General features: G+C 45.5%; 22 protein-coding genes. 14 read left to right on the top strand and 8 right to left on the bottom strand.

All coding sequences use genetic code 11. The annotated features are described in order from the left end of the window. Nucleotides 1-218 precede the first annotated feature (218 nt). The 3 genes from ACP7AK_RS07025 to ACP7AK_RS07035 all read left to right on the top strand — a co-directional run bounded on the left by ACP7AK_RS07025 (nucleotide 219) and on the right by ACP7AK_RS07035 (nucleotide 4,990). A complete protein-coding gene (locus tag ACP7AK_RS07025) occupies nucleotides 219-1,412 on the top strand; it encodes an MFS transporter (protein WP_253113949.1) in 1,194 nt (397 codons plus the stop codon). A gap of 222 nt (nucleotides 1,413-1,634) precedes the next feature. Beyond that, nucleotides 1,635-4,043: a YgiQ family radical SAM protein gene (locus ACP7AK_RS07030; RefSeq protein WP_425879279.1), complete on the top strand. Its 2,409-nt coding sequence runs from the start codon at nucleotides 1,635-1,637 to the stop codon at nucleotides 4,041-4,043. Nucleotides 4,044-4,441: 398 nt separating this feature from the next. Further along, nucleotides 4,442-4,990 carry a DUF2726 domain-containing protein gene (locus tag ACP7AK_RS07035; protein ID WP_004732580.1) on the top strand — a complete coding sequence of 183 codons (549 nt, stop codon included), beginning with the start codon at nucleotides 4,442-4,444 and terminating at the stop codon, nucleotides 4,988-4,990. Between the two features lie 55 nt (nucleotides 4,991-5,045). Here the strand turns inward: ACP7AK_RS07035 and ACP7AK_RS07040 are convergent, their stop codons facing one another. Together ACP7AK_RS07040 and shiA are read right to left on the bottom strand one after the other, a co-directional pair. Continuing rightward, entirely contained in the window at nucleotides 5,046-5,402 is a 357-nt protein-coding gene (locus ACP7AK_RS07040) for a RidA family protein (RefSeq protein WP_005101539.1), read from the bottom strand. Then, complete coding sequence (shiA, locus tag ACP7AK_RS07045; protein WP_044108955.1) at nucleotides 5,392-6,702, bottom strand: shikimate transporter; 1,311 nt, start codon at nucleotides 6,700-6,702, stop codon at nucleotides 5,392-5,394. Before shiA ends, ACP7AK_RS07040 begins: the two co-directional genes overlap by 11 nt. Nucleotides 6,703-6,717: 15 nt before the next feature. Here shiA and ACP7AK_RS07050 point away from each other — a divergent pair, with 15 nt between their 5' ends. Continuing rightward, complete coding sequence (locus tag ACP7AK_RS07050) at nucleotides 6,718-6,846, top strand: hypothetical protein (protein ID WP_004732574.1); 129 nt, start codon at nucleotides 6,718-6,720, stop codon at nucleotides 6,844-6,846. A gap of 78 nt (nucleotides 6,847-6,924) precedes the next feature. Here the strand turns inward: ACP7AK_RS07050 and dinB are convergent, their stop codons facing one another. The 4 genes from dinB to mdtD form a co-directional block, all read right to left on the bottom strand. After that, the gene (gene dinB, locus ACP7AK_RS07055) at nucleotides 6,925-7,980 is read right to left on the bottom strand and encodes a DNA polymerase IV (RefSeq protein WP_425879282.1); all 1,056 of its coding nucleotides are present in this window, start codon (nucleotides 7,978-7,980) and stop codon (nucleotides 6,925-6,927) included. A 20-nt stretch (nucleotides 7,981-8,000) separates the two neighbouring features. Further along, nucleotides 8,001-9,017 (bottom strand): MBL fold metallo-hydrolase, encoded by a 1,017-nt coding sequence (locus tag ACP7AK_RS07060; protein WP_425879284.1) that lies wholly within the window; start codon nucleotides 9,015-9,017, stop codon nucleotides 8,001-8,003. Nucleotides 9,018-9,064: 47 nt separating this feature from the next. Continuing rightward, nucleotides 9,065-9,850, bottom strand: a complete 786-nt coding sequence (locus tag ACP7AK_RS07065; RefSeq protein ID WP_425879286.1) for a glycoside hydrolase family 25 protein — start codon at nucleotides 9,848-9,850, stop codon at nucleotides 9,065-9,067. Between the two features lie 66 nt (nucleotides 9,851-9,916). Further along, nucleotides 9,917-11,308: a multidrug transporter subunit MdtD gene (gene mdtD, locus ACP7AK_RS07070; protein WP_195725454.1), complete on the bottom strand. Its 1,392-nt coding sequence runs from the start codon at nucleotides 11,306-11,308 to the stop codon at nucleotides 9,917-9,919. Between the two features lie 178 nt (nucleotides 11,309-11,486). Here mdtD and ACP7AK_RS07075 point away from each other — a divergent pair, with 178 nt between their 5' ends. Together ACP7AK_RS07075 and ACP7AK_RS07080 are read left to right on the top strand one after the other, a co-directional pair. After that, nucleotides 11,487-13,304, top strand: a complete 1,818-nt coding sequence (locus ACP7AK_RS07075; protein ID WP_425879289.1) for a choice-of-anchor I family protein — start codon at nucleotides 11,487-11,489, stop codon at nucleotides 13,302-13,304. Nucleotides 13,305-13,457: 153 nt separating this feature from the next. Beyond that, nucleotides 13,458-14,432: a hypothetical protein gene (locus tag ACP7AK_RS07080; protein WP_004281025.1), complete on the top strand. Its 975-nt coding sequence runs from the start codon at nucleotides 13,458-13,460 to the stop codon at nucleotides 14,430-14,432. A 65-nt stretch (nucleotides 14,433-14,497) separates the two neighbouring features. On the opposite strand, the gene ACP7AK_RS07085 is transcribed toward ACP7AK_RS07080, so the two are convergent. After that, nucleotides 14,498-15,118: a TIGR00730 family Rossman fold protein gene (locus ACP7AK_RS07085; RefSeq protein WP_004281026.1), complete on the bottom strand. Its 621-nt coding sequence runs from the start codon at nucleotides 15,116-15,118 to the stop codon at nucleotides 14,498-14,500. A gap of 332 nt (nucleotides 15,119-15,450) precedes the next feature. On the opposite strand from ACP7AK_RS07085, the gene ACP7AK_RS07090 reads away from it, so the two are divergent. The 6 genes from ACP7AK_RS07090 (at nucleotide 15,451) to ACP7AK_RS07115 (ending at nucleotide 23,933) form a co-directional block, all read left to right on the top strand. After that, nucleotides 15,451-17,028, top strand: coding sequence for a TerC family protein (locus ACP7AK_RS07090; protein WP_004281028.1), 1,578 nt, complete (start codon nucleotides 15,451-15,453; stop codon nucleotides 17,026-17,028). 73 nt (nucleotides 17,029-17,101) lie between these two features. After that, a complete protein-coding gene (locus ACP7AK_RS07095) occupies nucleotides 17,102-17,566 on the top strand; it encodes a YchJ family protein (protein ID WP_314104080.1) in 465 nt (154 codons plus the stop codon). A 61-nt stretch (nucleotides 17,567-17,627) separates the two neighbouring features. Continuing rightward, nucleotides 17,628-18,272, top strand: coding sequence for a trimeric intracellular cation channel family protein (locus tag ACP7AK_RS07100; RefSeq protein WP_004644893.1), 645 nt, complete (start codon nucleotides 17,628-17,630; stop codon nucleotides 18,270-18,272). 129 nt (nucleotides 18,273-18,401) lie between these two features. Then, complete coding sequence (gene niaP / locus ACP7AK_RS07105) at nucleotides 18,402-19,721, top strand: niacin transporter NiaP (protein ID WP_004644895.1); 1,320 nt, start codon at nucleotides 18,402-18,404, stop codon at nucleotides 19,719-19,721. Nucleotides 19,722-19,886: 165 nt separating this feature from the next. Beyond that, nucleotides 19,887-22,106, top strand: coding sequence for a DNA topoisomerase IV subunit A (parC, locus tag ACP7AK_RS07110; RefSeq protein WP_425879293.1), 2,220 nt, complete (start codon nucleotides 19,887-19,889; stop codon nucleotides 22,104-22,106). 150 nt (nucleotides 22,107-22,256) lie between these two features. Further along, a complete protein-coding gene (locus tag ACP7AK_RS07115) occupies nucleotides 22,257-23,933 on the top strand; it encodes a long-chain-fatty-acid--CoA ligase (RefSeq protein WP_004644897.1) in 1,677 nt (558 codons plus the stop codon). A 51-nt stretch (nucleotides 23,934-23,984) separates the two neighbouring features. Here ACP7AK_RS07115 and ACP7AK_RS07120 read toward each other — a convergent pair whose 3' ends face one another. Further along, nucleotides 23,985-24,365: a hypothetical protein gene (locus ACP7AK_RS07120; RefSeq protein ID WP_004644898.1), complete on the bottom strand. Its 381-nt coding sequence runs from the start codon at nucleotides 24,363-24,365 to the stop codon at nucleotides 23,985-23,987. A 100-nt stretch (nucleotides 24,366-24,465) separates the two neighbouring features. Between ACP7AK_RS07120 and ACP7AK_RS07125 the strand changes: the two genes are divergently transcribed. Next, the gene (locus tag ACP7AK_RS07125) at nucleotides 24,466-24,864 is read left to right on the top strand and encodes an MAPEG family protein (RefSeq protein ID WP_425879296.1); all 399 of its coding nucleotides are present in this window, start codon (nucleotides 24,466-24,468) and stop codon (nucleotides 24,862-24,864) included. 117 nt (nucleotides 24,865-24,981) lie between these two features. Continuing rightward, on the top strand, nucleotides 24,982-25,518 hold the full coding sequence (gene ppa, locus ACP7AK_RS07130; protein WP_004732536.1) for an inorganic diphosphatase: 537 nt from the start codon (nucleotides 24,982-24,984) through the stop codon (nucleotides 25,516-25,518). The last annotated feature ends 41 nt before the right edge of the window (nucleotides 25,519-25,559 follow it).

Below are 25,559 nucleotides of genomic sequence, written 5' to 3' on the forward strand. Positions count from 1 at the left end.
AAGTGAAACCTCTTAGCGCTGATGGTAGTGTGGGGTTACCCATGTGAGAGTAAGTCATCGCCAGCTCATTATTCGAAATCCCCCTCCGCCAAGGCAGAGGGGGATTTTTTTATGCGTGGAATTTAGTCAAATAAATGTTATTTATGTGCTATTTCGACTGAAACATCACATAAAAATAAAATTGAGAGGCGTATACTGAACCGGTCTATGGAGCGGATATGTCCTCAAATTCATCTTCAAGCCATATTGAATATGGCTCTTCTGCTTTTAAAGCAGTGCTTTTTTCCTTATTCCTTGCTGGCTTTGCCATTTTTTCATCACTGTATTGCGTACAGCCGATGATGCCGATTCTGGCTGATTATTTCCAGGTCAGCCCGACTCAAAGCAGTTTCCCTTTATCTTTTTCTACCATTGCCTTGGCAGTTGGCCTGATTTTTACTGGACTAATATCAGACCGATTCGGTCGTAAGCCGATTATGGTCTGGTCTCTATTTTCAGTCTCAGTATTATTACTATTAAGTGCAATATTGCCGATCTGGTCCGTGTTTCTGACCACACGAGTAATGATTGGATTGACAGTCAGTGGTGTCGCTGCGGTCGCGATGACTTATATCGGAGAAGAAATTGCAGAAAAAGATATCGGTTTTGCCATGGGCTTATATATTTCTGGCACAGCGATAGGTGGTATGGGAGGGCGTTTAATTGCCGGAGTTTTAGTGGATTTTATCTCCTGGCAATCTGCCACTTTGATTATCGGTATCTTAAATCTTTGTATCGCTGGATTATTTTCTTACCTATTACCCGCTTCGCAACATTTTAAAGCCTATCCAATCAAGCTGAATCGTTTTAAAAACTCATTTAGGCAGAATCTCGCTGATCCAAAACTTCGGGTTTTATTCCTGCAAGGTTTTATCTTGATGGGCTGCTTTGTCTCGGTATTTAATTATCTGAGTTATCGCTTGATCCAAGCGCCATTTGAATTATCTCATGTCTGGATTGGCGTGATTTCGATTACTTATTTGGCCGGTATTTATAGCTCCCCTCGAGCAGCACACTGGGGACGGCATTATGGCAAATTCAGAATATTGGCAGCCATGATCCTGATGATGCTTGTGGGCTTGGCGCTGATGCTGATTAATCAGTTGGTTGTTGTTTTTATCGGATTGCTGATTTTTACTTTTTCTTTCTTCGCTGCCCATTCGACTGCCAGTAGCTGGGTGTCGATCCAGTCGTTACAGTATCGGGCAGTCGGTTCGTCGCTGTATTTATTTTGCTATTACCTGGGTTCAAGCGTGTTGGGGAGCTCAAGCGGATTGGTATGGGAAAATTATGGCTGGATAGGATTAACTGTGTTTATCACAGCGTTATTACTGACAGGTTTGGCATTTAGTTTAAGACTCCGTTCAAATTAGAGATTCTGTCCAAGCTTTCCTCCTCATAAATAAGATAAATTTCTTTTTTGATATATTTAAACTTTAGATTCAAGTGACAAATAGAAAGTGGTTCAGTTAGTCTCTGATTTTGTATAAATTATAATCAAGCAAGCTAGACCTGATTCATGGTAAAATAATCGGCTTTCATCTTTGATCTTATTTTTAGATCTCCTATCATCTGCCAGCCGAGAATTGCTAGCCATGTCTACTGCTTATACCATGCAGACTGCGCCAAAAGCGTTGTTTGATTACGACAAATATTGGGCGTCTTGTTTTGACCCTGCGCCATTTTTGCCGATGTCACGCGAGGAAATGGATCAACTCGGCTGGGACAGCTGTGATTTTATTTTAGTTTGTGGTGATGCTTATATCGATCATCCGTCTTTCTGTTCAGGCATTATTGGTCGTACGCTAGAAGCACAAGGCTTCCGTGTCGGCATTATTGCACAGCCAGACTGGACCAGCGTGGATGCGTTCCGCGTTTTGGGTAAACCGAATATTGCTTGGGGTGTAACAGCAGGGAATATGGATTCTATGATCAACCGTTATACGGCTGACCGTAAAATCCGTTCTGATGATGCCTATTCACCAGACAATCAGCCAAACAAACGTCCAGACCGTGCGGCAACCGTGTATTGCCAGCGTGTCCGTGAAGCTTATCCGGATGTACCGGTATTATTGGGCGGTATTGAAGCATCCTTACGTCGTATTGCGCATTATGATTACTGGTCAGACAAAGTCCGTCGTTCAGTATTGATGGATTCAAAAGCCGATCTTTTGATGTACGGTAATGGTGAGCGTTCAATCACTGAAATCATGCATCGCTTGGCGCGTGGTGAAAAAATCCAAGATATTACCGATGTTCGTGGTACAGCGTTTATTGTGAATAAACACAACCGCCCATCGAAAGCCAAATTTGTTGAAATCGCATCGAATGATGTGGATGCGATTGGCCGTGTTGATCCAATTATTAACCCTTATGTCATGACTGAAGATATCGAGGGTTGTGAGATTGAACAAGGCAAGGATTCTAGTCAGTACCAAGGTTTCCAAAAAGAACATGTCGCCAATCCGATTGTGCGAGCAGGGGATGACTTAGATCCTGATACGCAAATTGTGCAACTGCAACCGGCTTCTAAAGCGATTAAACATAAGTTACCGCCGCGCGAATTGGCCGTAATCCGTTTGCCTACTTTTGAAGAAGTTGCTGCAGATCCAGTGCTCTATGCACATGCCAACCGTATTCTACATTTGGAAACCAATCCGGGGAATGCGCGTGCCATGGTGCAAAAGCATGGTGAACGTGATGTCTGGTTGAATGCACCGCCAATTCCGTTGACTACGGAAGAGATGGACTATGTGTTTGACCTGCCTTATGCACGTCTGCCGCATCCTGCTTATGGCAATGCCCGTTTCCCTGCGTTTGACATGATCAAATTCTCTGTGAACATCATGCGTGGCTGTTTCGGTGGCTGTACTTTCTGTTCGATTACGGAACATGAAGGTCGTATTATTCAGAACCGTTCTGAAGAATCGATTCTGCGTGAAGTGGAAAAAATCCGTGATACGGCTCCAGGCTTTACTGGCATTATCTCGGACCTGGGTGGCCCAACAGCCAATATGTACCGTCTGGCCTGTAAAGATCCTGAGATTGAAAAGAACTGTCGTAAACCGTCATGTGTATTCCCGGGCGTGTGCCAAAACCTGCATACCGACCATGCGCCATTGACGCAGTTATATCGTAAAGCACGTTCTTTACCAGGCATTAAAAAAATTCTGATTGGTTCAGGCCTACGTTATGACCTTGCGGTTTTAAACCCTGAATATGTCAAAGAACTTGTCACCCATCATGTCGGTGGTTACTTAAAAATTGCGCCTGAACATACCGAGAAAGGTCCACTCAATAAAATGATGAAGCCGGGTATTGGTACCTATGACCGCTTCAAGCAAATGTTTGATCGTTACAGTAAAGAAGCCGGTAAGGAACAATACTTGATTCCTTACTTCATCGCGGCGCATCCGGGCACCACCGATTACGACATGATGAATCTGGCGATTTGGTTGAAGAAGAATGGTTTCCGTGCCGATCAGGTACAGACCTTCTATCCATCACCGATGGCGACTGCAACTACTATGTATTACACGGGTAAAAACCCGCTGGCGAAAGTGGCGCGTTATACTGAAAATGTTGACATTGTGAAAGGTGAGAAGCGTCGTCGTTTGCACAAAGCTTTCTTGCGTTATCATGATTCAAACAACTGGCCTTTACTGCGTGAAGCCCTGAAAGAAATGGGTCGTCAGGATTTGATTGGTAATTCGAAACAGCATTTAATTCCGACTTATCAGCCTGTAGGCAGTGCAGACGGTCAGTATCAATCGGCGCGTAAGAAGAATTCGACGGTTGCCGGTGATTCGCAAAAACGTACCGGTGAGCAAGGGAATCGTAGCAAGGCTGCACAAGCTCAGTCACGTCCTTCAAATACCAAGAAACGTCCTGAGCGTGGTCAAATTCTGACCCAGCACACTGGTTTACCACCACGTGAAACGGGTGATGCCAAAAAACCGTTTGGTGGGCCAAAGCCTAAAGCGAAGCCCAAATCACGTGCATAATTAAGTTAATAAAAAGACACTTCGGTGTCTTTTTTTAGCTCTTGGGTAAAGTAACGTAGCCTGAGCTTGTGCGTTGAAAGTGTAAAAGAATATATTATTTGGACTAAGTTCTTTAAAAAAGTGATATAAAAATAACACTTTGTCGGAATTGTCCTACAGTTGGGCAGATATGTATTGCGATCAATTCCATGGATGTTTTAGAGTGCATTATCAGTACTTTAAATCCACTTTCATTGGCATCTAGAGAGATGTCACTTTAGGTAACATAGAATCGAGTTTTGATACCGGTTGTATGGGTATTTAAACAGATTGGTTGTTAGCTCTATTTAAAATAAAGCGTGGGTTTATACTGCACAACAATAAAACAAAAATGATTATAAGAATGCAAGGATTTAGGCATGACCACCTATATTATGATTGGGAGTTTCCTGCTCTTCTGTGTCGTGCTCATGGCATGGAAAAAGCTCGGAAATAATTCCAAACCACAAGACAGTGCGTTAAAGCAACGTGCTATTTTTAACCTGAATGAGCAATTGACCTTCACTCGCCTGAGAGAAGTCTTACCTGAATACATTATTCTGGCACATGTTTCCTATGATGCCTTAATGACGACTAAATTTAACCGGACTCGACATAAGTACCGCAACCTGACTGCAGATTTTGTAATTCTGGATCAGCAGCACCAGATTTTAGCCGTGGTGGGAGTGGATGATCCCTTAATCTTAAAGCGTCCCCAGCAGACGGGTTTTCAGGATGCATTACTAACCATGGCCGGTTATCGGGTGATTCGTTACGATGATGTGCCGGAATATTATCAGTTGCGCCAGGACTTCTTGCAGGAGCAAGCGCAAATGCAGAAAATGCCCAAATATACAGTTAGCAATGATCTGAAAAAATATTATTTATATTCGGATTTAGAGCGCAGTAAAATTAAAGCAGTCGGTTAAAACAAAAAAGCATGCCAGAAGCATACTTTTTTTTATGAGTATCGATCTTGAAACATTATTCCGGTTTAACCGCCACGACGGTCAGCTCGACCAATACCCGTGGATCATAGAGTTTTGCTTCGACACAGGTACGAGGCAGGGCTTCGATATCAGCGACCCAGGCATCCCAGACTTCATTGAAGGCTGCATAATCCTTTTCAATATCTTTCAAATAGATAGTTACCGACATGATGTGACTTTTGTCTGTGCCGGCATCTGCCAGAAACTGGTCAATAATATCTAAAGTCTGTTGGGTTTGTCCTTTAATATCCAGTTCGACATCTGTGGCCAGCTGGCCGGCAAGATGCACCAGATTACCGGCAATAGCAATTTCCGAAAAGCGTTTCGATACGTGTAAACGTTCAACTGTCATGTTGTTCATCCTGAGTTTTGGGCATCAGGGCTGCGACCAGTGCAGTCAGCAGACAACCCACCGCCAGATAGATGGCTACATAATGCCATGAACCATCCGCCCAAATCACCAGTGCCGCTGCAATAAATGGGGTAAAACCACCCCCAATGATGCTCCCCACCTGATAGCCAACTCCGGCACCGCTGTAGCGGTATTCTGTGCCAAACAGGGAGGTGAAAATCGGTTGATGGACACTGACCACCATATCGTGTGCGACGTTCGCCAGTAAAATTGCCCCCATAATGATCATCCAGGTGTTTTGTGCATCGAGCGCCATAAAAAATGGAAAGGCTGAAAGCGCACCAATCAAACCGCCCCAGACACACATTTTCTGATGATTGAATTTATCCGCCAGCCAGGCAAAAAATGGAATACTGAAACAGCTAATTACCCCGACCATCAGCGTGATATTCAGGAAGAACTGTTTGTCCATGCCTAGGTTGCTGGTGGAATAGTTCAGGGCAAAGTTGGTGACCAGATACATGGTCAGTAATTCAGTCAGACGTAAGGCAATGATATAGAAGAAAGCTTTTGGATGTTTGCTGATGGCTTGCAAGATTGGCAGCTTTTCTGGATGATGGTCTGCTTTGACCACCTTTTCTACAAATTCCTGAGATTCATCCTGATCACGGCGAATCCACATCGCCACAGCTAACAGTACGATGCTGGCCAGAAAGGGAATACGCCATGCCCACTCGGCAAAGGCTTCTTCACCCAGTGTCGCAATAATAATCGACACTGCACCGGTGGCCAATACCAAGCCAACACCATAGCCGACCTGAACGCCACTGCTATAAAAGGCTTTTTTACCCTTGGGTGCATTTTCAACTGCCATCAGAGCTGCGCCGCCCCATTCACCACCGACAGCAAAGCCTTGCAAGGCTCGACAAAACACCAACAGCACCGGAGCCCACCAGCCAATTGCCTCGAAATTTGGCAGTAGACCAATCCCGACCGTGGAAATTCCCATCAGGATTACCGTGAGTACCAGCATTTTTTTGCGGCCGAGCTTGTCACCAAAGTGACCAAATACCACACCGCCTAAAGGACGAAACAGGAAGCCGACCCCAAAGGTGGCTAGTGCCGCCAAGGTGCCCATGTTCTCGCCAATACTAGGGAAAAACTGATCTTTAAAAATTAAGGCTGCAACAATGCCGTAAAGGAGAAAATCATACCAATCGACAACAGCACCAACAAAACTAGATAGCGCAGCTTTACGTGCGCGTTGTTCTTGAACAATAGAAGAATTTACAGAAGACATGCAGGAGGGGATTCCATGAGTTACATCAGAGTTGCCCTGCAATATTCGGATTTGATCGTCACGCTAATCACAGGACAGCATGCTGAAAGTAAAGGTGATTTTCAGCATCTCAGCACATACATGGATAATGCATTGCGCAGATAGAGTACTCTAAAAAATCAAAATGTAAAAACAAAGTTGCCGTATTTTTAAACTGATGCCTAAAACATGATCAAAAAAGGTTTAGAGTAGCAATAACTGGGTTTCAGTTTCGGGGACGCTGAGCTGATACACGCCGACGCCGATCAGCCGAAATTGCATCTGCGGAGCAATATGCAGGTCGTCGAGCAGTAAGTCCAAGGCTTGGGCTAATTCCTGTGGGCTACGCAGCACCTGTTTAAAACTTTTACTGTGTTGCATCACCTGAAAATTCTTGAGTTTTAATTTGACCGTAACGCCGCGAGCAGAAAGCTGTTTCTTTTGCAGGCTTTGCCATACTTGTCCAACTAAAGGTTCCCAATAGGGGCGACATTGATTTAGATGAAGGTCATCATCAAAAGTGGTTTCTTTGGAAATTTGCTGGCGCTCCCGTTCCACCTCAACCGGTCGTTCATCAATGCCTTGAGCATACAAAAATAGCCGCCGTCCATATTTGCCAAAATGCTGAATCAGTAAGGCTTCATCAATCTGTTGTAAATCGCCTAAAGTTTCTAGATTCAGGCTTTTCAGTTTTTCCTGAGTGACTTTACCGACGCCGGGAATTTTTTTCAGGGGCAGATCCTGGATAAAACGCTGTACCTGCGAAGGTTTAATCACACAGATCCCATTCGGTTTGTGCCAGTCCGAAGCAATTTTAGCGAGAAATTTATTGGGTGCCACACCGGCAGAAGCAGTTAATCCGGTGGCTTGAAAAATATCCTCGCGAATTCGCATGGCGACTTCGGTGGCACTGGGAATCTGCTGTAAATTCTCCGTGACATCCAGAAAGGCTTCATCCAGAGACAGTGGCTCAATCAGGGAAGTATATTGCTGGAAGATCTGATGAATCTGTGCCGATACTTGCCGGTATTTGGCAAAATCTGGCTCAATCACGATAACTTGAGGACACAGTTTGCGCGCCTGCCCCATGGACATGGCAGAACGCAGGCCATAAACCCGTGCCGGATAGGAGGCAGCCGCGACCACCGCCCGAGGATGATGCGAGGCTATCACCACAGGTAAGTCTTTCAGTTCTGGACGTTCACGCAGCTCAACCGAGGCATAAAACGCATCCATATCGATATGAATAATTTTGCGCATGTTCGCTATCTTAAGGGGCTTTAATCGGATTGGGAAGCGAAGGCTGAGTTGAGTAAATAGGGTTGCGGTCCGCTGAGCAGAATGACTTTTGTCCCTTGTGTCTCGGCAGCCTGAATCAGAAGTTGCAAACTTTTTGGAGTGTCATCGGCAAGACGGGGTAAAAATTGCAGTGGCTGCTTTAAAGGCTGAAAAAAATCATCCCAATGCACCGGAATCACTACTTTGGGCTTGAGCATGTTCAGGGTTTCAGTCAGATATTGCTGCTGATAGTCACTGGATTGTCTGGAGAGCTGGGCAATACCTAAAAATAAAGTATCGACCTGTAGGTTTTTAAATTGATCCGGGATAAATCCGGTACTGGTCTTGACCAGAATTTTATGTCCCGCATGCTCAATCAAGTAATCGAAACTGCCACCTTCTTTAAATTCGGAAAATTTAGCCGGAAGAGTTAAAGGCCGCAGCAGCTCTTCGCCTAAATCATCATTTATCGCTGTGGGCGGGGTATGTTGTGAGGGAATTGCCGTGGTCTGGAAATGTCCCCATTGCTGTACTTGCCCAGGCTTAATCGGCTGTAATTGCTGTGGAGTAACTTTGGGATTTGCCCGGGCGATATTCAGGGTGCTCGGCGAACCGACCACAGCAGTTTCGGGAAGCATCTCTAGTAAAGCCGGGACATCCAGAACATGATCATAATGAGAATGACTGACCAGAATGACTTGGGTCCGGCTCAATTCGTGGCGTTGCACCAGTTGTTCAATGAGTAGCCTGTCACTTTGAATAGGGCGGCTAAGTACTTGCCACAAAGATGGCCGGCTAAAGAAACCATCGATTAGGACCTGATCGTGGCCATCATCGAGTAACAGGGTGGACACACCAAAAAATTTAACGGTGAGACCGTGAACGGATGTACCGGTTTTCGGCTGCCACGCTTGAAAGTCCCTGAGTTCTCCTGAAGCTTGCAACAGATAAGCCAGTGTACCTGCGATGAGCAGGAGAAGAATTAGCAGACCGAGTAAAACGCCTTTTATCCATTTCAATCTTTTTATTTCCTTGTTGTTTTTATAAAGAACCTATTTTCAGGCGATCAGCTTTGTTTCTCTTGATTCTTAGATGAGGGTACTGCAATTGCATTCTTTTTGAGAAAATCCAGCCATTGCTGTTCTGAGCCATAAAAAACATTCAGGTCTACCGGTGTGGTAATACCGGGAATTTTCCCCTGACTGGTATGTTGCCAAAACGTCCATTTAGGCTGATCTTTTAAATCAGGCAGACCTTTGTATTCACGTACCCAGAGTGGTACGTTAGGAAAGTGTCCTGCCAGTACAATATTATAAAAAGCTTTAGAAATATAGAAAATCGGCTGCTTGCCATAATGCTTTTTCAGGGCATCGTGCATCACCTGAATTTCGTTTAAAAGCTGCTCTTTAGAATAGGTATTGATGCATTTGCTGTCATATTCCAGATCAATTACTGGCGGTAAGGCATCCGGTTTATTGGGTACGGAGTCAATAAAATTCTGGGCTTGAATGCTGCCATCGCGGCAGAGGCGGTAGAAATGATAGGCACCGACCAGAAAGCCGCGTTCCCGGGCCTTGAGCCAGTTTTCCTGAAATTTGGTATCTTTAAAGTCGCCGCCTTCAGTGGCTTTCAGATAAACAAATCGGTATTTTTCAGGCGAAATCTGCTGCCACTGAATCTCTTTTTGATGATGCGATACATCAAAACCCTGGATTGGGTAATCGGCCGCATGGGCAGAGGGTGCTTTCATCAGGCAGAGATAGACCATGGCGCTAGCGATCACAGTGATTAGCACGCCAAGCCCAATCAAGAGCGATTTATGAACTCTGTTCGGAGCCTGATTTTTCTGCATTTTCAGTCCTTGCCTATATGTGATTTAGCCTAAAACTTACAATCAGCCCAAAGTGAATATAGCGCATCAAACCGGGGTATTTTTAGGAATATGCCAGAAAATATAGGCCGCAATAATATTGATGCAGCCTAAACAGATCAGTGATACATGAAAAGCAGCCACCAGATTGTCAGCGCCGTAATAGGCACTCAGCATGTTCACCAGTGTTCCTGCCAGTGCCACCCCGATACTCATTGACAGCATCATGATCATCGACAGGAAACTGTTGCCGCTACTGGCATCCTGCTGGCTTAAGTCCTTTAAGGTCAGGGTATTCATCGACACGAATTGCAGTGAATTTAAAATGCCGAAGATAAAGAAATGAATCGCACGGAGCCAGATTGGGGTTTCCGCCGTGGTCAGGGCAAAACTGGCAATACATAGACCTACCAGTAAGGTATTGACCAGCAAGACCCGACGGTAGCCAAAACGCTGAATGATGTTGCGGATAATGGGTTTGGAGGCCAGCGAACCGAGCACAGTCGGAATCATCAATAAACCGGTAATAAAAGGTTCAAAACCGAATGCGACTTGCAACATCAGAGGCAATAAAAACGGAATCGAGTTGCCGCCGAGACGGGCAAAGAAATTACCCAAAATGCCAATCGCATAAATTTTATTTTTAAACAACTGGCTGCGAAACAGCGCGTTGCTATGCGTATGTGAATGATAGGCATAAATCAGGGTGGCCAATAAACCGGCCAGAATCAGGCTGAGGCTCCACCACAGCGAGTTGTGTGGACTGGCAAAATTTTCAATTCCGAGACAGAGGCCCACCATGGCCACGACCAGCAAGATAAAGCCCCAATAATCAAAATGGGCGACTGTAGGTTCAAGTACATTCGGCATGGCCTTAAAGGTAATCAGTGCGCCCAGCAAGCCAATCGGCAGATTGATCAGGAAAATCCAGTGCCAGGACAGATATTCGACCATCCAGCCACCTAGGGTCGGGCCAATCAACGGACCAATCAGACCGGCCAGACTCATCAGACTCATGGCGGCCAGAAATTGGGTACGGGGAATGATCTTCAGCATCGCCAAACGGCCGACCGGCAGCAATAATGCACCACCGATCCCTTGAAAGATCCGGTACACCAATAATTCATTCAGGCTACTTGACCAGGCACAGCCCAAAGAGGCCAAAGAGAAAATAATAATCGCAGCAAAATATGTATTTCTGACCCCGAACCGGTCTGCCAGCCAGCCACTTAAGGGAATGCAGGCCGCCACAGACAGCACATAAGCCACGACCACACTGTGCATGCGTAGCGGATCTTCCTGCAAATTTTGGGCAATTGCAGGTAAGGCGGTATTAATAATGGTGGTATCCAGCCCCTGCATGAAAAAGCCAATCGAGACCAACAAGACCAGCAGTCTAAACTCGGGATCTAAGGCTTGATGCGTAGGCGTGGCATTCATAATTCTGGAAAACTGAAAATTTTGAATAGTTTAAAGGAATCAGCCGAGTCTGTCGTATATAAAGCGTTTCAACTTTTATAGCAGTGTTGTGTCAAGGAACTGCAACCGATCTGTCATGGCACTGCAATGCTCTGGTTATAAATTGGTCACGAATTCTTCATGATAGATCAACAAAAAAATGAAATTAAAATTAAAGTCTTTGATAGTGGCCATGCTGGCTGTGGGGATGGTGGCATGTGGAAGTGAGAATGAAAATGAAACACCGGTTCCAATCGTCGAGGCTACACCGAACTCGATCGAGTTAAGCAAATTAGCTGCTTATGAATCGGGTATGTTTGCGCAAAGTGCAGCAGAAATTCCGGCCTTTGATGCCGAGAGTCAACGCCTATTCGTGGTCAATGCCAAAGAAGGCGTATTGGATGTACTGGATTTAAGTCGACCTGATCAGCCGAAAAAAATAACATCTATCACGGTCGATGACATTGCGCCAGAGGCTGAGGTCAACAGTGTCGCGGTACATAATGGCATTGTCGCCATTGCGATTCAGGCTGCTGTGAAAACCGATCCTGGCTATGTGGCCTTATATCAGGCCAAAGACCTGAGTAAGCTGGCCCACGTACAGGTGGGTGCCTTGCCGGACATGTTGACTTTCACACGGGATGGTCAAAGCTTGCTGGTGGCCAATGAAGGCGAGCCTTCTGATGATTATCAGGTCGATCCAGAAGGTTCAGTGTCTGTCATTAGTCTGGCCAATTTAAAAGCCCCGATCGTTCGTACAGCAGACTTTAAGGCCTTTAATGGATGGGAAGCAGCATTGCGTGAACAGGGCATCCGCATTTTCGGACCAAAGGCCAGCACAGCTCAGGATTTTGAACCTGAGTACATCACTGTTTCAAAAGATGGAAAAACTGCTTGGGTTGCCTTACAGGAAAACAATGCCTTGGCCAAAATTGATGTGGCTTCTGCCAAGGTGCTCGCTGTTTATCCATTTGGCTTTAAAGATCATGGCATGAAGGGTCATGGTATGGATGTCAGCGATGCGGATGGTGTCGAGGGTAAAGGCAAAATCGATATTCAAACTTGGGCCAATGTCCGTGGCTTATATATGCCAGATGCGATTGCAAGTTTCGAGGTCGCCGGCAAAACCTATATTGTGTCTGCCAATGAAGGCGATGCCCGTGCCTGGGGTGAAAACAATCCTGCATATTTCAATAACGATACCAGCCAAGGCTTTGTAGAAGAATGGCGGGTGAAACACTTGGTGCATGCCAAAGGCTTTGACCGCCGTCTGGGTGATGATTTACCAGCCCATCTTCGGGTATTGGCCAAAGGTGCAGAACTCAATCCAACTAACTTTGCCTACTGCGGTGCTATTGTAGGGGATGCCAAAGACTGCCGTGAAGATCATCTGTTGGGCCGTTTAAATATTACGTGGACCGAAGGCTATCAAAAAAATGCCGATGGTACAGCCAAACTGAATGAACGGGGCAATCTGGTCTATGATCATTTATATAGCTTTGGTACACGCTCGGTCAGTATCTGGGTGGAAAATGATCAGCAGACCGGTTTGGATTTGGTATGGGATTCGGGCGATCAATTTGAGCAGTATATTGCCAAACATCATCCTGAAATTTTCAACTTTAATCATGAAGAAGCCGGACTGGATAATCGCAGTGACAATAAAGGGCCGGAACCTGAAGGGGTGACCTTGGGGCAGATTGGCCAAAAAACCTTTGCCTTTATTGGGCTGGAGCGTGTCGGTGGCATCATGGTCTATGATGTGTCTACACCTGCATCACCAGTCTTCGTGCAATATATTAATTCACGTGATTTTAAAGCGACTACAGCGCAGATTGAAATGGGACAAGCCGGTGATTTAGGACCGGAAGGTTTGGTATTTATCCCCGCCAAAGACTCCCCGAATAAGAAATCCCTCCTGGTGGTCGGCCATGAAGTCAGTGGCAGTACCACGATTTATCAAGTAAATCTCAAGTAGTCAAAAGCTTTTAAATTCAGGGCACTTCGGTGCTCTTTTTTGTAAGGTGACCATATATATGACAGTCTTGTCATTAAAATGAAATAAAACCGTCATAATCTTGGGCCAACTTTTCAGCACTGCTGAAATCTCCTCGCGTATAGGTTTGTTTTTATGACAATCGAGATTTTGATGGTGATCGGCTTCTGTTTGGCCGCTTACTCTATTGTCGGAAATGATGTACCTCAAACCTTAGGGACATTTATTTCTTCGAATTCACATCGCCCATGGTGGGTATTGTGGATTTATATCAGCTCAATTTTAATTGTCGTATTGGTCTATGGTTGGTATGCATCTGGGGTGGGTGATGCCTCATACGGTCGTTTAGAAACGATTCCTTTCCCTGAAGGTGGCATTACCTGGCTGTACATTGTGCCGCCAATTCTGCTGTTGATGCTGACCAAATACGGGATTCCAGTCAGTACCACTTTCCTGGTGCTTACGATTTTCTCTCCCGCCAGCTTAGGCTCGATGATGGTCAAATCGATGATGGGCTATGCGGTGGCCTTTGTGGTGGCGATTGTCATCTATCGTTTTGTGGTCAAGCAGCTGGCACGCCATTTTGCCAAGACACGTCATCAGGAACACTCCAAGGTCTGGATGGGCTTGCAGTGGGTATCTACCGGTTTCCTGTGGAGCCAATGGCTGATTCAGGATCTGGCCAACATCTTCGTGTATGTGCCGCGTCAGGTACCGTTTGAATTCCTGATGTTTGCGATTGCGGTATTCGTAGTGTTGCTGGGCGTGATTCTGTATCAACGTGGTGGGGCCATCCAGAAAATTGTCGATACCAAAACCGGTGTGACCGACATTCGTGCTGCGACGATTATCGACTTCCTGTATGCCATTATCCTGTTGATCTTCAAAGAGTGGAGCAATATTCCAATGAGTACCACTTGGGTATTCCTGGGATTACTTGCAGGTCGTGAATTTGCCATGTCGATGATTCTGGATGAAGTCAATAAACATCGTACGTCACGCAATGTCAGTGCAGATGCCATGAAACTGATGTTCGGTCTGGCTATGTCGGTCATTCTGGCAACGACTTTGCCGATGTTTTATGAGTTTGTGACGAATTATGGTCAATAAGACCTGATATTAAAAATCCAATAAAAAAGCGAGCCAGGTGCTCGCTTTTTTATTGCTTGAGAAGCTTAGACTACAAATCTTTGCGGATGGCCTAAATTGGTTAAAGTCGTATAAATTTCTTCTTCGTGTTCACAAATGATCAGTTTGGCACGATGCTGTGGCGGTAAAAAACCATCTTCAACGGCGCGGTCCAGCTGCGCAATCAAGGCATCATAGAAGCCATTCACGTTATAGAGCATCATCGGTTTCTGGTGCTGGTTTAGCTGACCCCAAGTGGCAATTTCCAGAATTTCCTCAAACGTGCCCAGTCCACCCGGCAAGGCCACAAAGGCACAGGCCCGCTCGGCCATCATAGCCTTGCGTTGATGCATGCTGGTCACCACATGTAATTCGGTGAGCTGGTTATGGGCAATTTCATAATCCAGCATAAATTCAGGAATCACCCCTACAGCTTCACCGCCATGCTGGATCATGGCATCCGCGACCTGTCCCATCAAGCCAATACTGGCGCCACCGTAAACCAGCCCGAAACCATGTTCTGCCAGTCCTTGCGAGAGATGAATGGCTTTTTCTAAATAAACCGGTTTGTTGCCTGCACGTGAACCACAATAGAGAGCCACTAGAGGGCGTGTTGTTTTTGGGGAGTTTTCTTTAAAATAATCTGTCATTTGAATTACGCTTTGCATTTATTTTCTTCACCTTATCATTTTTCTTTCTTGTGACTCTAGCTTAATTAATAAATATGACAATTCTGTGAGCAGGGACATTTTCACTGCAATAGGGCTCAGCAAAATTCATCGATAAACAGCTATGAAAACAGGTGAATTTCAAATTGATCTTGATATACTGAAAATTGGTTTCACAACAATAGAACGACGATGGGTAGTGGTAGTTGGCCGTTTAACTTTATAAATCTACGCCAAATAATTGATCTTATTCAATATAAAAAATTCTGTTTTGCTGTGTCACAGCGTCAGGTGATTCCATGCTGCAGTCCTGAGCTTCAGGAGCCAAGCGTATGATCTTTGAATGGATGTCAGACCCTTCAGCCTGGGTCGGTTTACTCACGTTGATTGTTCTTGAGATTGTACTCGGGATCGACAATCTGGTTTTCATTGCTATTTTGGCGGAGAAACTGCCACCAGAACAACGTAATACGGCGCGGATTGTCGGCTTGATGCTGGCCCTGCTGATGCGTTTGATCTTGCTGGCCTCGATTGCCTGGGTAGTGACCCTCACTGATCCACTATTCCACATCTTTGATCATGCTTTCTCGGGCCGCGATCTGATTCTATTGTTTGGTGGGGTGTTCCTGCTGTTTAAAGGCACCATGGAACTGCATGAGCGTCTGGAAGCCAAACCCGTCATCAAAGAAGAAAATCCGGTCCATGCGGTATTCTGGATGGTGATTGTCCAGATCGTGGTGCTGGACGCCGTATTCTCATTAGACAGCGTGATTACTGCGGTTGGTATGGTCAAAGACCTGTCAGTGATGATGATTGCCGTGATTATTGCCATCGGGATTATGCTCTGGGCATCCAAAGCTCTGATGGATTTCGTCAACAGACATCCGACCGTGGTGATTCTGTGTCTGGGCTTCCTGATGATGATCGGCTTCTCGCTGGTGGTCGAAGGCTTCGGTTTCCATATTCCGAAAGGTTACCTGTATGCTGCAATTGGCTTCTCGGTGATTGTCGAATTTATTAACCAGACCATGAAACGCAATCAGGAAAAAATGGTGACCACCACCGACATGCGCTACCGTACTGCTTCTGCCGTAATGCGGATGCTGGGTGGTAAACCTGCTCAGGACAATGATTCTTCTGAGCCGGAAGATGTTCTGGCGACACGTGCCTTTGCTGATGAAGTCTTTAATGATGATAACGGTATCTATCACAGTGTCATGGTGCAGGGAGTTTTGGGTCTGTCTGAACGTCCGGTCAAGTCGGTAATGACGCCACGTCCTGAACTGGAATGGATTGATCTGGACAATGACGCTGACAGTATCAAAGAACAGTTATTGCAGATGAGCCACTCGCGTCTGATTATCGCCCGGGGTGAACTGGATAATATTGCCGGTGTGGTACTGACCCATAAAGTCCTCAACGAATACATTGAAACCGGGGTGCTGGATTTTGAAAAGCACTTACGTGAACCGGTGATTGTGCATGAAAATGCCCAGGTCTTGATGGTGATGGAACAGTTGCGTCAGGCTCCATTGCAGATGGCAATTGTCCTGAATGAATATGGTTCAATTGAAGGGATTGCCACCCCAATTGATATTCTTGAAGCAATTGCCGGTGAATTCCCGGATGAAGATGAGTTGCAAGCCGCCGCGGAAAGCCTGGAAGATGGCAGCCTGATTCTGGATGGTTCCACCGATATTCGTCATGTTTCCTTGCTGCTGGATCGTGATCTGGTCAATGAAACCGAAGAATATTCGACTTTATCTGGTTATGTATTGTTCCATATGGCACGTTTACCACATAGCGGTGAAAAGTTTGAAGCAGATGGGCATATCTTTGAGGTCGTGACGATGGACGGTCATAAGATCGATAAAGTGCATATCATTCCGCAGCTTCCTGCACAGGACTAGATTCTAGCCAATGTTTGGCCTGTAAAGTTTGCTAAAATAGCCCGCATTGTCGGGCTATTTTTATGGAACTGAAATGTCAGAAGCATGTCCATGTGGACAAGGCGAATATCACAGTTGTTGTCAGCCACTGCATGTAGGGCAAAAGGTCGCAGAGACTGCACAGCAACTCATGCGTTCCCGTTACAGTGCCTTCGCCAAGCATGAAATCGATTACATCAAAACCACGACTGCGCTGGGTCAGCAACAAGCGCTGGACCTGCAGTCAATTAGTGAATGGAGTAAAGCCAATCAATGGTTAAAGCTTGAAATTGTTCAAGCCAATGAAAAACTAGATAAAAATCATGCCTTGGTCGAGTTTAAGGCACATTATCATGATGGCAAGCAGGCACAGGTGCATCATGAAGCTTCGCATTTTGTGAAGTTTGAAGGTCGCTGGTATTTTCTGGATCCGACTACAGACCATAACATCACCATGAAACAGGCCTGCATTTGTGGTTCGGGGAAAAAATTTAAGCAATGTTGTGCCGGATTCTTATAACTTTCACACAGATTTAGCTTAGAATAGCCGCCATCTCATAGCCTCAGGTGGAAGCAGGGCGATGTTACTGACCGTCATCTATATTATTGCAATTACCGCTGAAGCCATGACCGGGGCACTGTCCGCTGGCCGGCGCAGCATGGACTGGTTTGGCGTGATGATTATTGCCTGTGTTACTGCACTGGGCGGTGGTTCGGTCCGTGATGTTCTGCTCGGACATTATCCCTTGACTTGGGTCAAACATCCCGAATATCTGGTGCTGACCTGTTGCGCCGCCTTCGTCACCATCCTGATTGCCAAATGGATGCGACAGTTACGTAATGTATTCCTGGTACTGGATGCCTTGGGGCTCATTGGCTTTACCATTATTGGCTGCCAGATTGCCCTGGAAATGGGACATGGTTTTGTGGTCAGCGCCGTCGCGGGTGTTTTGACCGGAGTGTCTGGCGGGATTTTGCGTGACATTTTATGTAATGACGTGCCGCTGGTGTTCCGCCGTGAACTGTATGCCAGTATTGCCTTTGTTTCAGTGATCTTTTACTGGCTCTGTAGCCACTACGGCTTGTCGCAGGATCTGACCATTTTGTCTACCCTGATTTTTGGTTTTAGCTTACGTCTGATCGCCATCTATTTTGGTCTGGAAATGCCAAAATTCATTTATAAAGATGATGATGAGCACTCGGCATCTTCCAAAGACGAATCTTAATTTTTAAATGTATAAAGTGCGGCAATAAAAATAGCCGCATTCAGCTCAATTCGTAGTATAAAAAATATAAAGCAGCCCACCTGTTGAGAAAGCAGCATCTCCCGTTCCACCTGATCAGAGATTTTTGTTATGGATTTAGTTTCTCGCATACAACGCTTACCGATTGGTAGGTTTCACTACACCTTGCTGGTGGTGATTGGACTGGGCTGGATGTTTGATGCGATGGATACCGGATTGATTTCCTTTATCCTGGCAAAAATGGCTGAAGACTGGCAGATGACTGCCGATCAAAAAAGCTGGGTGGTGTCGATCGGTTTTGTCGGCATGGCGATCGGGGCGATTTGTTCAGGTGGCCTGGCAGACCGTTTTGGCCGTAAAACAGTCTTTGCTGCGACCCTGGTCATTTATAGCCTGGCCACTGCAGCTTGTGCTTTTGCACCGGATCTGACCTGGCTGCTGGTATTCCGTTTTATCGTCGGTTTGGGCTTGGGTGGTCAGCTACCCGTGGCCGTAACGCTGGTCAGTGAATATATTCCTGCGCATGTACGTGGCCGTTTTATTGTCTTGCTGGAAAGTTTTTGGGGGCTGGGCTGGCTGGTCGCGGCGCTAGTATCGCGCTTTATCATTCCAGATTTTGGCTGGCAAACCGCTTTCATGATTGGTGGCCTGCCTGCGCTGTATGCCATCGTGATCTGGAAAATGGTGCCGGAATCTATTCCTTTCCTGATTAACCGTGGCCGTATAGAGGAAGCTTCGGCACTGGTGAAAAAGATTGAGCGTCAATGTGGCGTTCAAGTCTATGAAATTTTTGAAGTGAAACCGGTCGCAGAGAAGCAGAATATTTCATTTTCCCAGTTATGGTCGGGTATCTTTGCGCGCCGTACGCTTATGCTCTGGCTGATCTGGTTCGGTATTATCTTTTCCTATTATGGCATCTTTACCTGGTTGCCAAGTTTACTGGTCAAAGAAGGCTATAGCATTGTCCAGTCTTTTGAATATGTGCTGATTATGATTCTGGCGCAGTTGCCCGGTTATCTGGTGGCGGCATGGCTGGTCGAAAAACTCGGTCGTAAGCCGACTTTGGCCGGCTTTATTGGCATGTGCGCGATTTCTGCCTATTTCTTTGGTCAGTCGGGTAGTGTTACTGAAATCGTGATTTGGGGCTGTCTGATGTCCTTCTTTAATCTGGGTGCCTGGGGCGTACTCTATACTTATACGCCGGAACAATATCCGACCAATATCCGTGCCTTTGGTTCAGGCTGGGCCGGGGCTGTTGGCCGGATTGGCGGTATCGCGGCACCTTTTGCTGTAACCCATCTGATGGGTATGCCGAATGGCTTTAGCTATGTCTTTACCATGTTTACGGCAGTTCTGGTCGCTGTCGCGATTGTGATTCTGGTCTTGGGTGAAGAAACCAAAGGCAAGACCCTCGAATCGATGGGCTTATAAAGGGAATGATTTTTTAGTTGCTTAGGGCCTATAAAGTGGATATTTTTAGGCCATAAGACACAAATTGTCGCGCTGAACGATTTGATGCCCTTGTGTCATCTACAGCCACGACTTAGCATAAGAAACATTGATACAAAAACGAATTATTTAGGACTATAGGTTGTTATGACAAGCCTTGCGCATCATGCGACAGAAAACCGCTCCGTAGCAGAATTTACCGAACAAGCTTATCTGAATTACGCCATGTACGTGATTATGGATCGGGCACTCCCTCATATTAGCGATGGCCTGAAACCGGTACAGCGCCGGATTGTCTATGCCATGAGTGAGCTGGGCCTGAAATGGACCAGCAAACCAAAGAAATCGGCACGTACAGTCGGTGACGTACTGGGTAAATACCATCCGCATGGTGACTCGGCCTGTTATGAAGCCATGGTGCTGATGGCACAGCCCTTTAGTTATCGTTACCCGTTTATTGAAGGGCAGGGCAACTGGGGTTCACCAGATGATCCAAAGTCTTTCGCAGCGATGCGTTATACCGAAGCCAAGCTTTCCCAGTACAGTGAACTATTACTGTCTGAACTGGGACAGGGCACCTGTGAATGGCAGGACAACTTTGACGGTTCGATGAAAGAACCGGTGAACTTGCCGGCACGTGTACCGAACATCTTGCTGAATGGCACCACTGGTATTGCTGTCGGTATGGCCACAGACATTCCACCGCATAACCTGCGTGAAGTGGTCAAAGGGACGATTGCGCTAATTCGTAATCCGAACCTGACCGATGAAAAAATCGCAGAATATATTCCTGCGCCAGACTTGCCGACCAAAGCTGAAATTATCACCCCGCCTGCTGAACTGTTAAAAATTCAGACCACAGGTCGTGGCAGCTACCGCATGCGTGCGGTCTATAGCGTCGATAAAAACGAAATTATCATCACCGAACTGCCTTATCAGGTGTCAGGCTCCAAAATCATCACCCAGATTGCCGATCAGATGCAGGCCAAAAAACTGCCTTTGGTCAGCGATGTACGGGATGAATCGGATCATGCCAATCCAACCCGTTTAGTGATTGTATTGCGTTCGAATCGTATTGATGCCGAATCGGTGATGAGTCACTTGTTTGCCACCACCGATCTGGAATCCAGCTACCGCGTCAACATGAACATGATTGGTGCGGATGGCCGTCCACAGGTGAAATCGATTCGTCGTATTTTACTGGAATGGATTGAGATCCGTAAAACCACGGTAACGCGTCGTCTGCAATATCATCTGAACAAGATCGAAAAACGCCTGCATATTCTTGGTGGTCTGATCATTGCTTATCTAAATATTGACGAAGTGATTCAGATTATTCGTGAAGAAGATCAGCCCAAGCCGCTACTGATGCAGCGTTTTAATATTGACGAGATTCAGGCCGAAGCGATTCTGGAACTGAAATTGCGTCATTTGGCCAAGCTTGAAGAAATGGAAATGCGCCGCGAACAGGAAGAGCTGGAAGCGAAAGCTGCAGTAATTCGTGAACAACTGGCCAATCCGGAATCTTTAAAAAGCCTGATTATTTCTGAACTGAAAGACGATGCCAAGAAATTTGGTGATGATCGCCGTTCGCCAATCGTACAGCGTGCCGAAGCTGCTGCAATCAATGAAACTGAAATGTTGCCGGCCGATCCGGTGACGGTGGTGTTATCAGAAGCTGGCTGGATTCGCTGTGCCAAAGGCTATGAAGTCGATGCAGAAAATCTGAATTTCCGTGCCGGTGATCAGTACTTGAGTCATGCACAGGGCAAATCCAATCAACGCGTTTATGTAATAGATGACACTGGGCGTAGCTATGCCTTGGCCATCAATACGCTACCATCTGCGCGTGGTCTCGGCGAACCGCTCAGTTCAAAACTGTCTCCAGGCAGCGGGGTCGGTTTTAAACAGGTTCTGGTGGCAGAGGATGAAACTGAAATTCTAGCAGCAAGCAACAAAGGCTATGGCTTTAAAACCCAGGCCAAGCAGCTGGATACCAGTGCCAAAGCCGGAAAAGCTTTCCTGAATTTATCTGAAGGGGCAGAGGTCATGAACCTGCAGCCACTCGAAGATGCCACACATGTTGCACTGCTCAGTTCAGCAGGACGCCTGTTGATTGTCGATTTAGCAGAATTACCTGTACTGAACAAAGGTAAAGGAAATAAATTGATACAACTTGAAGGTGATGAACAAATTTTGTCCATGACAATATTGAAGCTTGATGAAATAATTCAAGTGCTTGCAGGACAACAGCAGTTAAAATTAAAAGGGGATGATTTGCGCAAATATATCGGCAAGCGCGGTGCAAAAGGACAGCTTTTACCACGCGGATATCAAAAAGCAAATAAACTGTTGATTCAAAGATAAGACTAGCATCCATCCTGCGAAATACGTTATATATGAACAACGATTCAACAAGATGGATGCAATATCGCACATATACAAGTCTAAAAATGGCGTGTGATATTGAAAAAAACAGTTGAAATACTAAGGATTATGATTGGAGAGATGGCCATTATGGAAAAAATTTGGTTTGCTGAATACCAAAAAACAGGGATTCCAGAAACAGTAGAATTACCAGCAGAAAATACTTCTCTAGTAGATATTTTTGAGCGTAATTTCCAAAAATTCGGCTCGCGTGATGCCTTTATCTTTATGGATAAGGCAATGACTTTCAATGAACTGGAAGAGGCGAGCCGTAAGTTTGCAACTTATCTACAAAGCTTGGGGTTGGCAAAAGGTTCACGTGTGGCAGTGATGATGCCAAACGTTCTTCAGTATCCGGTTGTGGCACTTGGGGTGTTCCGCGCAGGTTTGGTATTGGTCAACGTGAATCCACTCTACACATCGCGTGAACTTGAGCATCAATTGAATGACTCAGGTGCTGAAGTACTGGTGATTATTGAAAACTTTGCTTCTGTTTATCAAGCGATTATTGGTAAAACACCAGTGAAGCATGTCGTGGTCGCTTCTGTCGGTGACATGCTGGGTGCCTTGAAAGGAACTTTGGTAAATTTTGTCTTGCGTTCTGTGCGCAAGCAAATTCCAGCTTGGGATATTCCAGGCCATGTGAGATTTAATGCGGCGTTATCTAAAGTTAATCCAAGTAACTATAAACGCCCTGAATTGACCCTTAGCGATACAGCAGTTCTTCAATACACAGGTGGTACCACAGGCGTATCTAAAGGCGCTGAACTGACACATCGTAACCTGGTTGCGAACATGCTGCAGTGTGACGGCATCTTCCAGAGTAAATTTGGTGCGCAAGATGGTCAGCCAGATGACCGTATTTTCTGTGCATTGCCGCTTTATCATATCTTTGCATTCATGGTATGCGCACTTTACGGTATGTACAAAGGTCAGGCGAATGTTCTGATTCCAAACCCGCGTGATTTACCTGCGGTGATGAAAGAGCTACGTAAATACCAGCCGACTTTCTTCCCGGCAGTGAACACACTTTTCAATGCGCTGGTAAACAATGAAGAGTTTAAGCAACTTGATCATAGTAAACTGAAAATGGCGATGGGCGGCGGTATGGCCGTACTTCCTTCTACTGCAGCAGCATGGAAGAAAGTTACCGGAACCAATATCGTTGAAGGCTATGGTTTGTCTGAAACTTCTCCGGTGGCAACAGCAAACCCACCTGCGTCTGAAGAATTCAGTGGCACTATTGGTATTCCATTACCATTGACTGAAGTGGCTATTCTGGATGATGAAGGCAATGAAGTTCCACTGGGTGAGCAAGGTGAAATTTCAATCCGTGGTCCTCAGGTCATGAAAGGCTATTGGAACCGTCCGGATGAAACTGAAAAAGTCATGGTGAATGGCTTCTTCCGTACCGGTGATATCGGTGTCATGGATTCACGTGGTTATGTGAAAATTGTAGACCGTAAGAAAGACATGATTCTAGTGTCTGGTTTTAACGTCTATCCATCTGAAATTGAAGAAGTTGTAGCAACTCATCCAAAAGTACTGGAAGTGGCTGCGATTGGTGTGCCAGATGAAAAATCGGGTGAAGTGCCAAAACTGTTTGTTGTGAAAAAAGATCCGTCTTTAACCACAGAAGAAGTTTTAGCATTCGCTAAAGAAAACCTGACCGGTTATAAACGTCCACGTTATGTCGAGTTTATGGATGAATTGCCAAAATCCAACGTAGGTAAAATCCTGCGTAAAGATTTACGTAAAACAGCCTAATACCTGTAAGAAAAAAAAGCGCCATCAGGCGCTTTTTTTGATTTGGACTTTTTATTTTTTCATTAACCAGCGATCAAAATAAGGACGACCTACGCCGACTACTCCCAAGAAAATAAACATGGTACCGAACTGGCGGGTAAATCCGGTTTGATTAAAGCTGCCATAACTTAGAATGTTGTCGATCAAGCAATACACCAGAATCGCGACCAGCCAGTGCCAGAGAGGCATACGCTTGATACCTACGAAATAAAAGGCAATCCATAAAATGGCAAAGGTAAAGATTGGCGACCAGATATTCATATTGGCACAAATGACGGCCATCAGAAATGCCACAATCGGCAGGACAATTTTTAATACGCGATCCACTTGACATTGATGCTGGCGTTGTTTCTCGAGGATATCGAACATTTCATTTTGATCAGGCGCGACCATAGTGAATCCTTAACAAGTAATAAAAAGCACTTTATTTAACAAAATTTATTCACGAAATGCCATGCTATGATAGAGATAAAATTTTCATGAGAAAAAACAGATGCACAGCATTAGTGGGGTTATTTATCTCATTTTGGCCGCTTGTCTTTTGCCTTATGTGTTTACATTGATTGCAAAAAAATCAGCAGGCTTCAGCAGCAAAGACAATCAGAATCCACGGGCATTTTTAGAAAAGTCTTCAGGCTTGGCCAGTCGCGCCAATGCTGCCCAGCAGAATAGCTTTGAAAGTTTGCCACTCTTTATTGCTGCGATCTTGATGGCAGAGTACCTGGTGATATCACAAGATTTGGTCATGATTTTTGGTGTGGCTTATCTGGTTTTTCGTGTGTCGTACGGAATCTGCTATTTAGCCAACTGGGCGACTTTACGCTCTATCGTATGGTTGCTCTCGATGTTATGTCCGGTAGCTTTATTGCTGCTGATCATCAAGTTGGTTTAAGTCATCAGGTCTGCGGACATATTTACAGTTCGATATTTTAAAATCCAAAAAAATCTTTAAAAACCGTTATAATTGTCGCGGTTTTTTAAAAGATATAACTTGTTAAAGAGTGATGCTATGAGCTACAGCAATATCCCAGCGGGTAAAGATGCGCCAAACGATATCTATGTGATCATCGAAATTCCTGCAAATGCAGCACCAATCAAATACGAAATCGATAAAGATTCTGATGCGTTATTTGTAGACCGTTTCATGGGTACAGCAATGTTCTACCCAGCAAACTACGGTTATGTACCAAACACACTATCGCTTGATGGTGACCCATTAGACGTACTGGTTGTAACGCCTCATCCAGTAGAGCCAGGTTCTGTCATTCGTTGCCGTCCTGTCGGTAAATTGAACATGGAAGATGATGGTGGTGTTGATGCGAAACTGGTTGCAGTTCCACATGACAAACTGACTCCAATCTACAAAGATGTTCAGGAATATACTGATCTTCCTCCATTGTTGATCAGCCAGATCGAACATTTCTTCCAGCATTACAAAGATCTTGAGCCAGGTAAATGGGTCAAGCTGAGTGGTTGGGAAGGTGCTGATGTTGCGAAACAAGAAGTTATGAGCTCAATCGAAGCTTATGCAGAAGCAAATAAATAATTGCTTTTTGTCGTCCAGGTTTTAACTTTTTAAAGCCTGGA

It is taken from the genome of Acinetobacter sp. TWP2-2-3, assembly GCF_049896445.1.
In the GTDB taxonomy this organism is placed as follows: domain Bacteria; phylum Pseudomonadota; class Gammaproteobacteria; order Pseudomonadales; family Moraxellaceae; genus Acinetobacter.